We start from the raw sequence: 15,231 nt of genomic DNA on the forward strand, positions 1-15,231 counted from the left end.
GCCGGGGCTTCCGGCCCGGTCCTGGCCGGGCTTCGGCCCGCTGCTTTGCAGGTTCTGGCCTTCGGGCCGGCCCCGGGCCGGTACGCCCGCCGGGCGGGCGTACCGGCGGACGGCTCAGAGCGGCGGCGTGTCGGTCGGGCGCAGGGTGGCCCAGCCGTCCTCGCGGGCGCGGGCGGCCGCGAGCAGCCCGCTGACCGCCGCCGCGTTGGTGATCTCGCCGCGCAGCACCATGGCGACGGCCTCGTCGAGGTCACGCCAGACGATCTCGATGTCGGCCTCTTCGTCGGTGCGTTCGTGGCGCTGGTCCTCGGGTACCGGGGTCAGCTCCCGGGCCAGGAAGATCCGCACCTTCTCGGCGCTGAAGCCGGGCGACGGGTGCAGGTCCACCAGCAGGTCGAAGCGGCCGGCGTTGAGGTCCGCCTCCTCGGCCAGCTCGCGGGCGGCGGTGACGACGAGGTCCTCGCCCTCGACGTCGCACAGTCCGGCCGGCAGTTCCCAGAGCCGCTTGCCGACCGCGTGCCGGTACTGCTTGATCAGCACCACCCGGTCGACGTCGTCCAGGGCGACCACGACCACCGCGTTCTTGTTGACCACCACGTCGCGCCCGGCGGTGCCGCCGCCGGACATGGTGACCTGGTCGGAGTAGACCGTGAAGATCGGGCCCGCGTACCGCTCGGTGCGCGAGAGGGTCTCGTGGGCGAAGGCCGTCATGACGCCGCGACCGCGGCCTTGCCGGCCTTGCCCTTGCCGCCCTCGGCGACGTTCTTGCCGCCCTCGGCGACCTCGACCGGCAGCTCGTCGGCGGCCGCGTACTGCACCGCGGCCTTGACGAACGCCGCGAACAGCGGGTGCGCCCGGGTCGGTCGGCTCTTGAGCTCCGGGTGGGCCTGGGTGGCCACGAAGAACGGGTGCGTCTCGCGGTCCAGCTCGATGAACTCGACCAGCCGCCCGTCGGGCGAGGTGCCGGAGAACTTCAGGCCGGCCTTGGCCAGCCGGTCCCGGTACGCGTTGTTGACCTCGTAGCGGTGCCGGTGCCGCTCGGAGATCTCCGTGCCCTCGTACGCCTCGGCCACGATCGAGCCCTCGGTCAGCGCCGCCGGGTACGCACCCAGGCGCATCGTGCCGCCCAGGTCGCCCTTGCCCGCGACGATGTCCTCCTGGTCGGCCATCGTGGAGATGACCGGGTGCGGGGCCTGCTCGTCGAACTCCAGCGAGTTGGCGCCCTCGAGGCCGGCCAGGTTGCGCGCGGCGTCGATGGTCATGCACTGCAGGCCGAGGCACAGGCCCAGGATCGGCAGGCCGTTCTCCCGCGCGTACCGGGAGGTGTTGATCTTGCCCTCGATGCCGCGGATGCCGAAGCCGCCGGGGATCACGATGCCGTCGACGCCCTTCAGGGCGGAGGCGGCGCCGGCCGGGGTGTCGCAGTCGTCGCTGGGCACCCAGCGCAGCTGCACCCGGGCGTGGTTGGCGAAGCCGGCGGCCCGGATCGCCTCGCTGACCGACAGATACGCGTCCGGCAGGTCGACGTACTTGCCGACCAGCGCGACGGTGATCGTCCGGCGCGGGTGGTGGACCCGCTCGAGCAGGTCGTCCCAGCTGGACCAGTCCACGTCGCGGAACGACAGCCCGAGCCGGCGCACCACGTACGCGTCCAGGCCCTCGCGGTGCAGCACCTTGGGGATGTCGTAGATGCTGGGCGCGTCCGGGCAGGCCACCACGGCCTCGCGGTCGACGTCGCAGTAGAGCGACAGCTTGTGCTTGAGCTTTTCCGGGATCTCCCGGTCGCTGCGGCAGACCAGCGCGTCGGGCTGGATACCGATGTTGCGCAGCGTGGCCACCGAGTGCTGGGTCGGCTTGGTCTTCAGCTCGCCCGACGGCGCCAGGTACGGCACCAGGGAGACGTGCAGGTAGAAGACGTGGTCGCGGCCGATCTCGTGGCGCACCTGGCGGATCGCCTCGAGGAACGGCAGCGACTCCATGTCACCGACGGTGCCGCCGACCTCGGTGATGACGACGTCGGGGGTGCGGCCGTACTCGTCGGGATCGGCCATCGCGAAGATGCGCTCTTTGATCTCGTTCGTGATGTGCGGGATGACCTGCACGGTGTCGCCGAGGTATTCGCCGCGCCGCTCCTTGGCGATCACCGAGGAGTAGATCTGCCCGGTGGTGACGTTCGCCTTGCCGGCCAGGGCCCGGTCCAGGAACCGCTCGTAGTGCCCGACGTCGAGGTCGGTCTCGGCGCCGTCCTCGGTCACGAAGACCTCGCCGTGCTGGAACGGGTTCATCGTGCCGGGGTCGACGTTGAGGTAGGGGTCGAGCTTCTGCATGACGACCCGCAGTCCCCGAGCGGTCAGCAGATTGCCGAGGCTGGAGGCGGTGAGGCCCTTGCCCAGCGAGGAGGCGACGCCCCCGGTGACGAAGATGTGCCGCGTCTCGCGTGATGTTGCAGCCAAGGCCTGCTCCCGTGGTCGGTCAGATGCGATCGTGCAGACCGGCGCTCAACCCTCATCGGTAGATCGCGCCATCCACGGGATTCCACGGTAACACCATCGCCGGCGCGCGCACGTTCGGGCTGGTCGTCACGCGTGTCCGGGTCAGAGCTGACGCACCGTCACGCCCGCGGAGTCGGATTTGTCGCCCGCGGGCGGTGGCACCGGACCGGGCCGCATCGACAGGCCGGGCCCGCCGGGACCGTCGGTGCCTCCTTCGGGCCGGGTGCGGTCGGCCGCGTGTCCGAGCACCCGCAAGGTGGTCAGCACGGCCAAGGGCACGGCCACCGCCGCGGCGGCACCCGCGACCGCGAACGCCGCCCCGCCGAGCACTCCGGCGATCATCGTGGCGACGGTGGTGCCGGCCAGTGCCGCGCGCAGGGCCGGGTGCAGTCCGAAGACCCGGTTGAGGCCGCCCCACGGGGAGAACTGGCTGAAGGCCAGCATGAGAACGCCGATCACCGCCAGTAGCGTCAACGGGCTGTCCAGAGCGTGACCGTTGGAGGTGGCCGCGCGCTGGATGGCCGGGCCCGCCGTACCGTCGCCCAGGGCCGTCAGGGCCCGCCCCAGGCTGCCCTGCTCGAGCTCGGGCCGGCGCAGGTCCAGCACGGCGAAGCCGATGGTGACCGCGAGCCCGGCGAGCGCCGCCCAGGCGAAACGCGGGAACGTGAGCCAGCCGCCGGTGCTGATCGCCGCGGCTACGCACACCCCGGCGGTGACGGCGATCGCGCCGACCGGATCGGCGCCCAGGTAGGGGCTGCCGACCATGACGACGGCGAGCCCGCCGACCATCACGACCACGACCGGCCGCCAGGGCCGGCGCACCCACTGCGCCACGCAGCCGGCCAGGAACAACATGCCGGCCACAAAGACTCCCAGGCCGACGCTGCCCACCCCGGAATACCGCGCTCCCTCGATCGCCGAGTAACCGGCGACCCCGTTGAGCTGCAACTGCGCGCCGGTGAGCAGGTCGAACCCGACCACGGCGGCACCGACCGCGCAGACCACCCCCATCGGCCACAGCGTGCGCGGATAACGCGGCGCGAGCCGGACCGCGGCAGTGCCCAGCACCATCAACGCGAAGGTCAGCAACGCGAACACGATGCCCGGCCGCCCGGCCCGCCACCAGGGCGCCGCATCGGCCAGCAGGGCGGCCGGAATGGCCAGCGCCACCGCGACGAGCAGCACCTCGACCCCGAGCACCAGCAGCCGCGGCGCGGCCGCAGGCCCGGTCGGCCCGGCATGCCGCCGGGCCCGGATCATCAACGGCACCACGAGCAGGAAAACCAGCAACTGTACGGCGGCCAGCCCGGTGAAGAACGTCCCGGCGATCCCGAGCTGAGCACCGGCCCGCTTGTCGGCGTTGTTCTCGCCCCCGACGGCCTCGGCCGGATCAGCGGTACGCCCGGGAACCGACAGCGCGGTGAAACCGCTGAACCGCCCCTCCGGCGAGGGCCGGCCCAACGCGGTGAGCACGGTCGGCGCGAAATCGACAAGCTGCAGGTAGCCGTCCCGGCCGGTGCCGGCGGAGGTCAGCCAGCCACCCTGCCAGCCCGGCCCCTCGGCGATCGCCACATGCAGCCGCGAGGTGGTGTCGGTGTCGGAAACCCCCGCCACCATGATCAGCGACCGCTCGGGCCGCGCGGCGACGATCCGCGCCAAGGTGGCATCGGCCCGGGCGACCAGCGACTGCCGCGCGGCGCCGGAACCGGTGATCGTGCCCAGGTCGACCACGCTGAGCACACAGTAGGAGAGCAGACCGCGAGGATCGTCGGGAAGCGTGGCCGCGTACCGGTCGACGCGCCCGAACGGCCGCGCCGCAGCGACAGCGGCACCGGGCCCGACGGCCACGGTGCACCGGACGGACTCGGCGAGCGCACCCGGCAGGGCGCCGTAGGGCTGGTTGTCCTGATTGCCGCGCACGACACCGCCCAGCTCAGGCAGATTGGCGCCGAGCGCGTCGGGCTGGGTCAGGGTGGGCTGCACGGGCGGACACTGCCCGGTGACACGGGTGTTCGCCCAGATCGCATAGTTGCCGGCGCCGAGCGTGAGCCAGCCGTCCGCCGGGCAGGTGGTGGAGTGGGCGGACCGCACGGAGAGCCAGCCGATCGAGCCGCGGGTGGCCTCCTGCCAGAGGGCGGGGGTGCGCTGCGGGTCGAGATCCTCCCAGCGCAGACCGGCCGCGCCGGCCAGGATGACGTAGTCGGCGGTGTCCTGCGGGGCGCCGGTGGCGGGACGCACGGCGAGGCCGGCGATGCTGGCGGCCGCGGCGAGCACGATCAACAGGTACGGCAGCCAGGTCCGCCCCCGCCGCATCCGGGAAGGGGGCGCGGAGTCCGGCCTGATGCCCCGGCGCAGGGTGTCGCGGACCCTTCGCGGCCAGCTGCCCCGGCCTTCGATCGCGGTCCTCTTCGGCCCGGCGGATGGGCGTGCCTTTCGAGGGTTCGGGTCGCGGCCTGGCCTGTCGGGCTTCGCGGCCGGCGCGCCGCCTCCGCGGCTCACCGGGCCATCCGCGTCGCGGCCTGGCAGACCCACCGTCGCGGCGCGCGCGCCTTCGCCGCTCACCGGACCGTCCGCAACGCGGCCTGGCAGACCCACCGTCGCGGCGCGCGCGACCTCGCCGCTCACCGGACCGTCCCCATCGCGGCCTGGCAGACCCACCGTCGCGGCGCGCGCGCCTTCGCCGCTCACCGGACCGTCCGCATCGCGGCCTGGCAGACCCACCGGCGGCGATTGAGCGCCACCCTTCGGACTCGCCGAATTGTCCGGATCCAGGGCTGCCGGATCGTTCCGCGGAGTGACCCCGCTCTGTCGGTCTCCCACGCTCGCCAAGTCAGCCTCGACGGGGGCCGCCCCGGCGTGACCAGGGTCGGTGCGGGCCGTGGCTGCCTTCGCCGCACTCTCCTGGTCGGCTTCGGTCGCGGACTCCGCGCCATCCGGCGTCACCCCGGCCGCCGTGGCCGTCTCACCGGCTGCCGCGACGGATCCGGTCACGCTCACCCTGTGACCCGGCTCCGCGTCGCCGGCCGCCGCAGCGGGTCCGGTCACGCTCGCCCTGTGACCCAGCTCCGCATCGCCGGCCGCCGCAGCGGGTCCGGTCACGCCAACCGTGTCACCCGGCTCAACGCCCGATCCCGCCGCCGGCCCAGCGTTCGGCCTCGCCGCGCCCGCTTCGAGCGTCGACTCGTCGGCCGGCTCGGGTGCGGGGGTGCCGGAGCTCCGGTCCCTCACCCCTGACCTGCCCGTGCGCTCGTGGTCACCGACGCATATGCGGCGAGCACGTCCGCGACGGTGTCCTCCTCGGACGGCCAGGTAGCGGCCTGCCGCGGCCCCCGAGCCGCATAGTCCGCCCGTTTCGCCGGGTCGGCCAGCAACTCCCGCACCGCCGTGTCCAGCGCGTCCACGTCACCCGGCGGGATCAGCACCGCCGCGTCCCCCACCAGCCCCGGCAGCCCGCCCACCGCCGTGCTGACCAGCGGCACCCCGGCATGCAGCGCCTCCTGGGCGAACAGCTGACGCGCCTCCCAGTCGCTGGTGATCACGGCCAGGTCGGCCCCGGCCAGCAGGTCGGGCACGTCCTTGCGGTGGCCGAGCAGGAAGAACTTGGCGCGCAGCTCCGACGCGCGCTGGGCCAGCAGCATGTAGCTGGGCCCGGATCCCGCCACCACGACCATCGGCGCCGGCGTCAGGTCCCGCCAACGGGCGGCCGCTTCGACCAGGACGTCGTACCGCTTCTGCGGGTGCAGCCGGCCGACCGACAGGATCAGCGGGGTGTCCGGCGTGAGCCGGAACTCGGCGCGCACAGCGGCGCGGCTGCGCTTGGGCGCGCTCAGGGCCGGCGCGGCGACCGCCCCGAGGCGCGCGTTGCGGGCGCCCAGCGACGCGGCGCGCTGCACCAGGTCCTCGGACGCGCCCAGGGTCAGCGTGGCCGCCCGGGCGACGATCCGTTCGACCAGCGCCGAGGCCTGGCCGCGCAGGCCGCGGGCGAGGACCGCGTTGTGCCAGGTGACCACCAGCGGGGCGGCGGGCCGGGCCAGAGAGGCCACGAACGCCGCACGCAGCCCGTGCGCGTGCACGACGTCGATGTCGCGGCCGGTCAACGCCTTGCGGAGGGAGCGGACCGCGCCGGAGTCCTGCGGGCCGGGGTTGGCCGGGATCTCCACCGGGGCGAACTGGGCCCCGGCCGCGGAGAAGCCGAACAGCTCGTCGGCCGCGGTGGGCCCGCACACGAGCACCCGGCAGCCGGCCGCGATCAGGCCGCGGGTCAGCGAGGCCACGTGCTGTCCGACGCCGCCGGTGCTGGAGCCCAGCACCAGCGCGACCGAGCCGTGCCACGTCGTCGCCCGCGCTGCGTCGGTCACGTTGCGCCTTTCTCGTCGGGTGTCGGCTTCCGGCGGATCCGCCCGGTCACGGTGGCGACCAGGGGCCGCAGGTCGTGGCGGTCCAGCGGGTAGGTCACCGCGAGGAAGACGACGACCACCACGACACCGCCCAGCATGCCCGAGAGCAGGCTCGCCCCGCCTGCCGGGGTGGCCCCGGACACGTGCCGCAGGCCCTCGACCACACCCCACCCGGCCAGTCCGGCCACGACCGCCGCCACGATACCGACGACGGTCGCGCGGGGCAGTCCCGTCAGTGCTCCGGGGCCGGCGCGGCGGCGTACGGCGGCCACCAGCAACGCCCCCAGCGCGAGCATGCCGACGCTGTTGGCCAGGGCCAACGCGAGCACCCGGCCGTCGCCGGGCAGCGCGGCGGTCAGGATGAGCGCGGCCAGCGCGGCGACCGCCCAGCCCGCCGCGGTGGCCGCAGCCGCGGACGCCGTCGCGCCGCGGGCGTAGAGGGCGCGCGAGAGCAGCGCGAACAGGGCGTAGCCCAGCAGGCCGGGCGCGAATCCCACGATGCCGGGCGCTGCCTGTGGGGTGCCGAGCAGCGCGGCGACCGGCTGGGCGACGGCGACCAGGGCCGCGCCGCCGAGGCAAGCCAGCAGCGCGACCGTACGGGCTGTCCCGGCCAGCGCGGCGCGGTAGCCGTCCTCGTCGCCACGCTCGGCTGTCGCGGACAACGTCGGATATGCGGCGGTGGCCAGCGGCACGGCCAGCACCGCCCAGGGCAGCAGATACAGCGCCTGGGCCAGGTTGAAGCGGGTCAGGTCGCCGTCGCCGGCCGCCAGGGCGAGCACGACCACGACCATGAGCTGCTGGGAGCCGACGGTGACGGCGCCGGCCCAGCCGAGCCGGACCACCTGGCGCCCCGCGTCGCCCGGGAAGCGCAGCGCCGGTCGCATCCGCAGGCGCAGGCCGCGCAGCGGGATCAGCAGGCACAGGCTGAGCACGACGACGCCCAGCGTGGTCCCGAGGGACAGGGCCAGCTCACCGCCGGTGGTCAGGCGGCCGAGTCCGCTGCCGCGGCCGTCGACCAGCGCGTACGTGAGGTACGCGCCCATCACGGTGACGCTGGACAGCAGGGGCGCGAGCACGGGCCAGGCGAAGCGGTGGTGGGCCTGCAGGACGCCGGTGAGCACGATGCCCACCCCGTACAGCGGGAGTTGCGGAGCGAAGATCCGCAGCATCCGCGTGCCCACCTCGTGGGCGTCGGGTGGCATGTGCGGCAGCAGGCCGACGATGTGCCCGGCGAACAGCGCGACCACCAGCGCCAGCGGCACGAGCAGCAGCAACGTCCAGGTCAGCAGGGCCGACGCGACCGCGTTGACCCGCTCCCGGTCGCCCGCCGCCACCGCCCCGGCCAGCAGCGGCACCACCAGGCTGGCCAGCGCCCCGCCCGCGACCAGCTCGAAGACGATGTTCGGCACGGTGTTGGCCGCGTTGTAGAGGTCGCCGAGCGAGTTGTCGCGGACGGTGCTGATGAACACCACCGTGCGGCCGAAACCGGCGATGCGGGCGAGCACGGTGAGACCGGCGATGAGCGCGGCCGCCCCGGCGATGCGCCCGGCCCCGGAACGCGGCGCAGGTGCGGTTTCGGTCATTCCGCCGGCCGGCGGCCCAGCGCGTCGAGCTCGCGCAGCCACGGCGTGTCCTGGATGACCTTGGTGAAGCTGACCTTTTCGCTGGCCGCGGTGAGCGCCGCCAGCACGGTCAGCGCGACGGCCCGCCCGGCCGGACCGGTGCGGGCGGCGAGGGCCACGCCGAGCAGCGCGCCCAGGGCGTTGGCGCCCGCGTCGCCGAGCATGATCTCCTCGCCCAGGTCGGCCGGCAGCAGGGCGGCGCCCGCCCCCAGCGTGCCGGCGGCGACCCCTCCCCCACGGCCGACGGCCAGCGGGACTCCGATGAGCGTGCCGGCCTTCAACGCCCGGCCGGGGCGCAGGTCGAGCAGATTGAGCAGATTGGCGGTGCCGGCGATGACGCCCGCGCCGAGCAGCACGTCGGTGGCGCCGCGCACGGCTCCGCCCTTGCGGCGGCCAGGATGGGCGCGCACCCGCGGGTCGGTGGCGAGCAGAGCTGCGGCGACCAATCCGGCGGCGCCGACGCCGGCGATCTTGACCAGGCCGCTCGTGACCCGGCCCTCGCGTAGCGCCCCGAGGTGCCCGGCGAAGCCCTTGGCGGCCTTCTGCTCCGGACGGTTGCCGACCACGTCGTCGTAGAAGCCCACGGCCCCGACCGTGACACCCGCGGTGAGCGCCGCGGCGGTCATGGCTGTGCTGGGCGCTCCCAGCGCCGCTCCGGCGGTGGCGCCCAGAGCGAGGGCAGGACCACCCGCCAGAGTGACCGTGCGGCCGTGGAAATTGGTCCGTTCCAGCCGCGCCGCGTACGGATCATGACGGATCCAGGCCAGCGCCGCGCGGGCCACCACAGCCCCGGTACCGAACGACTTCCAGACCTTGCCGGCCATGTCCCTGCACTCCCGCCTCGCCGGGCCGCGCCCCTCGGCGACCGATCGCCGAGTCTAGGCGGTCCGGGCCCGCGCCCGGCGCACCCTGTGGACGAACTCAGGCCGCTGCTTTGGGCACGAGCGCGCTGGCGCCGGCCGAGAGCCCGTACTGGCCGACCTTGCCCGCCACCATCCGCTCGACGACGGTCAGCGCCGTGGCCAGCTGCCCCTGCGCGGTGCTGACGTTGTCCACCGTGGAGATCTCCTTGACCAGCGTCGGGTCGGAGCGGATCTCGGCGACCAGGTTGCCGTCGCCGATGCCGTTGCCCCCGACGACCAGCGGCCGGTCCTTGTGGAACTGGTTGGCCAGGGTGACCGCGTTCTGGTTCTTCTTGGCGGCGTCCCGGTCGACCGGCGGCAGCCCGGAGACCACCACGGTGGCCTCGGCGCCGGGCACGATCTCGTCGGAGACGTTGAGGTAGCCGGGCTCGGTGTAGGCGGTCAGCACGGCGGTGAGGTCACCCGGCGTCACCGCCAGCGGCTTCTGCAGCAGGGCGACGGCGAGCAGCGCGCTGGACGTCTCGACGCCGTCGCTGTTGAGCGGGAGCCCTTCGGCGGGCACGGTCGGCTGCGAGGCCTTGTCGGCCAGGTCCAGCAGCTCGAACGCGTTCGCCGGCTCGAAGAACTTGTCCTGCACGGTGACCGTACCGGTGATCGCGGCCCCCGCGACCTTGAGCATCGCGATGGTGCCCTCGGCGTAGTCCTGACCGCCGGGCAGGACCACCACGAGGATCTTGCGACCGGTGAGCTTGCCGTTGAGCAGCGCGGGCGAGACCTGGGTGGCGAAGTCCTGGGTGCTGTTCAGTTCCTTACGGTACTGGTTCGCCTGCTCACGGTAGTTGGTGTTGTCGTTGCTGAGGGCGTCGACGCGGTCCTTGAGCGTGTCGACCACCGGCCCGTTGAGCGCGGCGGTGCCGACCACCAGGCCGATCGCCAGGGCGAGAAAGACCGCGGTGAGCGACACCACGTGGTACCGGAAGTTGATCACGCCAAAAGCCTCTTGGTCACTCGCGGATTAGAAGAGCTGTCCTAACTGGAAGACGAGATTGTCCCACCACTCGGACATCACGGAGAGATAGGCCTTGCCGACCGTGGAGACCGTGACCGCCGAGGCCATCGCCGCGATCGCCGAGAGCACGAGCAGCACCAGCGACGAACCGGAGATGTTCTGCTTGTAGAGCCGGCTCACGCCCTTGGCGTCGACCAGCTTGCCGCCGACCTTGAGCCGGGTCAGGAACGTCGAGGCCATGCCGCCGCGGCCCTTGTCGAGGAACTCGACCAGGTTGGCGTGCGTGCCGACGGCGACGATCAGGGTGGCGCCCTTGTCGTCGGCCAGCAGCATGGCGAGATCCTCGCTGGTCGCGGCCGCGGGGAAGGTCACCGCGGGCACGCCGAGCCCGTGCACCCGGTCCAGGCCGGGAGCGCGGCCGTCCGGGTACGCGTGCACGATCACCTCGGCGCCGCAGCGCAGCACGTCGTCGGTGACCGAGTCCATGTCGCCGATGATGATGTCGGGCGTGTAACCGGTCTCGACCAGCGCGTCCGCGCCCCCGTCGACGCCGATGAGCACCGGCTTGAACTCGCGGATGTAGGGCCGCAGCACGTCCAGGTCGGCCTTGTAGTCGTACCCGCGGACCACGATGAGCACGTGCCGGCCGGCGATCCCGGTCTGCACGTCCGGCACGCCGACGCCGTCGAGCAGCAGGTCGCGCTCCTGCTTGAGGTAGTCCATGGTGTTCGCGGCGAAGGCCTCGAGCTGCACGGACAGGCCCTCACGGGCGTCGGCCATGGCGGCGGCGACGGTCTGGGTGTCCTGCCGGATGCCGGTGGCGACCGGCTCGCCGTCGAGCAGCACGGTGTCGTCCTCGATGCTGACGACGTCACCCTCGCTGATCCGGTCGAAGACCTCTTCGCCGAGGTCGTCGATGAGCACGATGCCGGCCTGGATCAGCACCTCGGGTCCCAGGTTCGGGTAGCGGCCGGAGATCGAGGGCTTGACGTTGAGCACCGCCGCGACGCCGACGGCGACCAGCGAGTCGGCCGCGACGCGGTCGATGTCGACGTGGTCGATCACGGCGATGTCACCGGGGCGCAGCCGTCCGACCAGGCGCTTGGTCCGGCGATCCAGTCGGGCGGTGCCGGAGAACGCTCCCGGTTCGACGCTCCGGGTCCGGCGCAAGGTGGGAAGTCGCATCCCGGCCATCCTGACACGCCGTTTCACCCCGGCCGTACGCGACATGCACAAGGTCACCGACAAAAGGTATGAATTGCCCAGCCGGCCGGGCCCCAGGTCAGGCGCGCTTCTCCTTGTCGGCGACCGCCAGCAGCTCCTCGGCGTGGGCGATGCCCAGATCCGAATCCGGCAGGCCGGCCAGCATCCGGGCCAGCTCGCGGGCCCGCTCGGTCTCCTCGACGATCCGCACGCCGCTGGTGGTGATCGCCCCGCCGGTGTCCTTGGCGACCACGAGATGCCGGTCGGCGAACGCGGCCACCTGTGGCAGGTGGGTCACGACCAGCACCTGGTGGGTGCGCGCGAGCCGGGCCAGCCGCCGGCCGATTTCCACCGCGGCCTGACCGCCGACACCCGCGTCGACCTCGTCGAAGACCAGCGTGGGCGGGCCACCGGCCCCGGCGAAGACCACCTCTATGGCCAGCATGACCCGGGAGAGCTCACCGCCGGAGGCGCCCTTCTGCAGGGGCAGCGCGGGCGCGCCGGGGTGCGCGATGAGCCGCAGCTCGATCTCGTCGCCACCGTCCGGCCCGACGGCCACCTCGGTGCCGTCGACCGGGACGGTGGGCTCGTCGCGCCCGCCGGCCCGCGGCTGCACGACGATCTCGACCCGGGCGTGCGGCATGGCCAGCCCGGCCAGCTCGACGCTGACCTGGTCGGCGAAGCGGCCGGCGGCCTCGATCCGGGCGGCGGTCAGCCGGGCGGCCAGCTCACCGACGGTTGCGGCGAGCCGCAGGCGCTCCTTGTCGAGCTCCTCCAGCAGCTCGTCGGAGCTGTCCAGCGCGGCCAGCCGGGTGCGGGCGTTCTCGGCCCAGGCGATCACGCCCTCGACGTCGTCGGCGTACTTGCGGGTCAGCGCGCGCAGCGCGGCCCGCCGCTCGTAGATGACCTCCAGCCGGGCCGGATCCGCGTCCAGCGAGCTCAGATAGGCCGACAGCTCAGCGGAAACGTCGCCGACCAGGGTGGCGGCCTCCTCGACCCGGGCGGCCAGCTCCCCCAGCGCCGGATCGACGCCGGCCTGCGCCTCCAGCGTGCGCCGGGCGGTGCCCAGCAGCAGCGTCGCGTCCGGGGTCTCCTCCGTGTCCTCCACACCGCCGGCCAGCGCCTGGGCGGCGATCGCGGCCGCCGTGCGCAGACCCTCGGCGTGCTCCAGGCGCTGCACCTCGGCCCGCAGGTCGTCGTCCTCGCCGGGCTGCGGGTCGACCCGGCTGATCTCGTCGAGACCCAGGGTCAGCAGGTCGGCCTCCTGGCTGCGCTCGCGGGCGTGCCGGCGGCGGTCGGCCAGATCCTCGACCACGGCCCGCCAGCGGGTGAACGCCTCGCGGTAGCTCTCCAGCAGCTTCTCGTGCCCGGGGCCGGCGAAGCGGTCCAGCGCGGCCCGCTGCTCGGACGGACGCAGCAGGCGCAGCTGGTCGGACTGCCCGTGCACGGCGACGACCTGCTCGCCGACCTCGCTGAGCATGGCCACCGGCATGCTGCGGCCACCGACGTGCGCCCGCGACCGGCCCTCGATGGTCACCGTGCGGCTGAGCAGCACCGAGCCGTCGTCGTCCATCTCGCCACCGGCGTCGGTGATGCGGGTCTGCACCGCGTCACCGAGCGTCCCGTCGAGGCGCAGGCGGCCCTCGACCACCGCCCGGCCCGGATCCGCGCGGACCCGCCCGGCGTCGGCGCGGCCGCCGAACAGCAGCCCCAGACCGGTCACCACCATCGTCTTGCCGGCACCGGTCTCACCGGTGATGGCATTCATGCCCGTAGTCAGCCTCAAGGTCGTGTCGTCGATGACGCCGAGCCCGGTGATGCGCAGTTCCTCCAGCACAGGGCGAACAGTATCGGTGCCCACCGACAATTGCCCACCGAGCCCGGTCAGGCGGTCAGCGGCGGTTGCCGCGCCAGCCGTCGACCGGCAGGGCGAACTTCGCCACGAGCGTGTCGGTGAACGGGCGCGGGTTGAGCCGTACGAGCCGGACCGGCAGCTCCCCGCGCCGCACCGTGACCTGCGCACCCGGCGGCAGATCCCAGGTGCGCCGGCCGTCGCAGCAGAGCACCGCGAACGACGTGTACGGATCGACGGTGATCACGAATGTCGAGGTGGGAGCGGTGACGATGGGCTTGCTGAACAGGGCGTGCGCGCTTATCGGCACGAGCAGCAGGGCCTCGACCTCGGGCCACACCACCGGGCCGCCGGCCGAGAACGCGTACGCCGTGGAGCCGGTCGGTGTGGCGCACACGACACCGTCGCAGCCGTACCGGGACAGCGGCCGCCCGTCCACGTCGACGAGCAGTTCGAGCATCTGCGCCCGCTGGCCCTTCTCGACGCTGACCTCGTTGAGCGCCCACGAGTCGGCGATGAGCCGGCCGTCGTACTCGGCCCGGACGTCGAGGGTGAGCCGTTCGTCCACCGTGTAGTCGCCGGCCACGATCTCGCGCACGGTCTGGTCGATGTTGTTCAGCTCGGCCTCGGCCAGGAAGCCGACCTTGCCGAGGTTGATGCCGAGCAGCGGCGCCTTGGCCGGCCGGGCGAGCTCGGCGGCGCGCAGGAGGGTGCCGTCACCGCCCAGCGCGAAGACGATCTCCACACCTTCGGCGGCCGTCGGGTCGTCGACCGGCGTGACGCCGGGTGGCAACTCCAGGTCGGCGACCTCCTGGGCGATCACCCGTACCTCGAAACCGGCCGCGACCAGGTCGCGGGCGACGGTCTGGGCATGCTGGGTGCTCTGCCGGCGGCCGGTGTGGGTGACCAGCAAGGCGGACCGCGTCACGAATCCTCCATCAGGGGCGAAACCGGCGTCGATGCCGGCCCGGCGGAGGCTACCGCGCCGGACGGGCCGGCGGCGACCACGGTGTGCACGCGGGCCTCGTCGGCCGGCGGGGCGTCCCGGCGGAACCACAGGAAGAACTCCACGTTGCCGCTCGGGCCGGGCAGCGGGCTCGCGGCCACCCCGGCGACGCCGAGCCCCAGCTGGGCGCCGGTGGCGGCGACATCGAGGACGGCTTCGGCCCGCAGCAGCGGATCGCGGACGACACCGCCGGAACCGACCCGCTCCTTGCCGACCTCGAACTGCGGCTTGACCATCAGCGCGAGATCACCGTCGATGCCGGTGCAGGCGGCGAGGGCGGGCAGCACGAGCCGCAGGGAGATGAAGGAAAGATCGGCGACGGTGAGGTCGACCGGGCCGCCGAGAACGTCGGGCGTCAAGGTACGCACATTCGTGCGTTCCATCACGGTCACGCGCTCATCGGTGCGCAGCGGCCAGGCCAGCTGCCCGTAGCCGACGTCGACGGCGTAGACGTGCCCGGCGCGCCGCCGCAGCAACACGTCGGTGAAGCCGCCGGTGGAGGCCCCGGCGTCGAGACAGCGGCGGCCCTCGACAGCTAGCCCGGTGAAGGCGGCCAGCGCCCCGGCCAGCTTGTGACTGCCCCGGGAGACGTACTCGGTGGCCGGGTCGTCGCCGGTGACCACCACCGGATCGGCCGGGTCGATCATGGTGGCGACCTTCTGCGCCACGGTGCCGCGCACCTGCACCCGGCCGGCCGCGACGAGCGCGGCCGCCTGGTCACGGGAACGGGCGAGCTTACGGCGGACGAGCTCGGCGTCGAGACGCGCACGGCGGGCCATGAAAACCT

The 15,231-nt window shown here is 73.5% G+C and carries 12 protein-coding genes; 1 reads left to right on the forward strand and 11 read right to left on the reverse strand.

Annotated features, from left to right (window positions below):
* Positions 1-114: 114 nt before the first annotated feature.
* From AB0C12_RS06525 to AB0C12_RS06535, 3 genes are all read right to left on the reverse strand, one after another.
* A complete protein-coding gene (locus tag AB0C12_RS06525; protein ID WP_360544833.1) occupies positions 115-711 on the reverse strand; it encodes an NUDIX hydrolase in 597 nt (198 codons plus the stop codon).
* Positions 708-2,453: a CTP synthase gene (locus AB0C12_RS06530; RefSeq protein WP_360544835.1), complete on the reverse strand. Its 1,746-nt coding sequence runs from the start codon at positions 2,451-2,453 to the stop codon at positions 708-710. Before AB0C12_RS06530 ends, AB0C12_RS06525 begins: the two co-directional genes overlap by 4 nt.
* Before the next feature lie 141 nt (positions 2,454-2,594).
* Complete coding sequence (locus AB0C12_RS06535) at positions 2,595-4,805, reverse strand: hypothetical protein (protein ID WP_360544837.1); 2,211 nt, start codon at positions 4,803-4,805, stop codon at positions 2,595-2,597.
* Between the two features lie 565 nt (positions 4,806-5,370).
* Between AB0C12_RS06535 and AB0C12_RS06540 the strand changes: the two genes are divergently transcribed.
* On the forward strand, positions 5,371-5,496 hold the full coding sequence (locus tag AB0C12_RS06540) for a hypothetical protein (RefSeq protein WP_360544839.1): 126 nt from the start codon (positions 5,371-5,373) through the stop codon (positions 5,494-5,496).
* A gap of 220 nt (positions 5,497-5,716) precedes the next feature.
* Here the strand turns inward: AB0C12_RS06540 and AB0C12_RS06545 are convergent, their stop codons facing one another.
* From AB0C12_RS06545 to AB0C12_RS06580, 8 genes are all read right to left on the reverse strand, one after another.
* Positions 5,717-6,850 (reverse strand): glycosyltransferase family 4 protein, encoded by a 1,134-nt coding sequence (locus tag AB0C12_RS06545; protein WP_360544841.1) that lies wholly within the window; start codon positions 6,848-6,850, stop codon positions 5,717-5,719.
* The gene (locus AB0C12_RS06550; RefSeq protein ID WP_360544843.1) at positions 6,847-8,472 is read right to left on the reverse strand and encodes a lipid II flippase MurJ; all 1,626 of its coding nucleotides are present in this window, start codon (positions 8,470-8,472) and stop codon (positions 6,847-6,849) included. The genes AB0C12_RS06545 and AB0C12_RS06550 overlap by 4 nt, the downstream gene beginning before the upstream one ends.
* On the reverse strand, positions 8,469-9,335 hold the full coding sequence (locus AB0C12_RS06555) for a hypothetical protein (protein WP_360544845.1): 867 nt from the start codon (positions 9,333-9,335) through the stop codon (positions 8,469-8,471). The genes AB0C12_RS06550 and AB0C12_RS06555 overlap by 4 nt, the downstream gene beginning before the upstream one ends.
* Before the next feature lie 97 nt (positions 9,336-9,432).
* Positions 9,433-10,362, reverse strand: coding sequence for a copper transporter (locus tag AB0C12_RS06560; protein ID WP_360544847.1), 930 nt, complete (start codon positions 10,360-10,362; stop codon positions 9,433-9,435).
* Between the two features lie 27 nt (positions 10,363-10,389).
* Positions 10,390-11,568, reverse strand: a complete 1,179-nt coding sequence (gene steA, locus AB0C12_RS06565) for a putative cytokinetic ring protein SteA (protein WP_360544849.1) — start codon at positions 11,566-11,568, stop codon at positions 10,390-10,392.
* 97 nt (positions 11,569-11,665) lie between these two features.
* The gene (recN, locus tag AB0C12_RS06570) at positions 11,666-13,423 is read right to left on the reverse strand and encodes a DNA repair protein RecN (RefSeq protein ID WP_360544851.1); all 1,758 of its coding nucleotides are present in this window, start codon (positions 13,421-13,423) and stop codon (positions 11,666-11,668) included.
* 55 nt (positions 13,424-13,478) lie between these two features.
* On the reverse strand, positions 13,479-14,366 hold the full coding sequence (locus AB0C12_RS06575) for an NAD kinase (RefSeq protein WP_360544853.1): 888 nt from the start codon (positions 14,364-14,366) through the stop codon (positions 13,479-13,481).
* Positions 14,363-15,223, reverse strand: coding sequence for a TlyA family RNA methyltransferase (locus AB0C12_RS06580; protein WP_360544855.1), 861 nt, complete (start codon positions 15,221-15,223; stop codon positions 14,363-14,365). The genes AB0C12_RS06575 and AB0C12_RS06580 overlap by 4 nt, the downstream gene beginning before the upstream one ends.
* Positions 15,224-15,231 lie beyond the last annotated feature (8 nt).

The sequence above is a fragment of the Actinoplanes sp. NPDC048967 genome, from assembly GCF_040649415.1.
Lineage (GTDB): Bacteria > Actinomycetota > Actinomycetes > Mycobacteriales > Micromonosporaceae > Actinoplanes.